Source organism: Vibrio sp. 1978, from assembly GCF_033344345.1.
In genome coordinates this window covers 1-745 of sequence record NZ_JAWPOP010000393.1, presented here as the reverse complement: position 1 = coordinate 745, position 745 = coordinate 1, and the positions used below count along the sequence as shown (strand labels likewise).

At 49.8% G+C, this 745-nt stretch carries 1 protein-coding gene; it reads right to left on the bottom strand.

Going from position 1 to position 745, the window contains the following annotated elements; all coding sequences use genetic code 11:
• Nucleotides 1–745: undecaprenyldiphospho-muramoylpentapeptide beta-N-acetylglucosaminyltransferase (gene murG, locus R8N49_RS26820; protein WP_318190411.1), on the bottom strand; the 745-nt coding region annotated here is incomplete at both ends.

The following is a 745-nucleotide window of genomic DNA, read 5'->3' as shown; positions in this document are numbered from 1 at the left end:
TTTATGCATGAACGGGATAAAAATCGCGCCTACACCTGCTGCTGAGACTTCAGATACCGTCAATGCGCCAGAACGGCACACTAGCAGATCTGCCCACGCATACGCTTGTGCAACATCATCGATAAACTCGGTCACTTCTGCATTAGCAACATTGTTCGCTTGATAAGCGGCTTGCACTTCTTGCGCTGCGCCTTTACCTGCTTGATGACGAATACAGTAGTCTTGTCCCAAGTTTGCCATCACCGCTGGCAATGTTTGATTAAGAATACGCGCCCCTTGGCTGCCGCCCATAACAAGAATACGAATTGGTCCTTCTCTCTCTTGCATACGTTGAGCGGGCTCATCCAACTGCGTTACGTCTTCACGTACTGGGTTACCGACAACCGCCGCAGAAGGAAATGCGCCGGGAAACGCTTGAAAGACTTTCTTAGCGATCTTTGATAGCCATTGATTTGTTAAACCTGCAACCGCGTTTTGTTCGTGTAGAACAACCGGGGTACCGCTTAACCAAGCCGCGATACCACCCGGACCACTCACATAGCCGCCCATACCTAAAACGGCATCCGGCTGCCAGCGCTTCATGTGCGCTCGTGCTTGCATGATGGCATTAATAATTTGAAAAGGGGCAGCTAAAAGACGTTTAACGCCTTGGCCTCGCAGACCTTTTACTTTGATAAAGTCGATCTCAATACCATGCTTTGGAACCAAATCGGCTTCCATTCGATCCGCTGTACCTAACCAACGG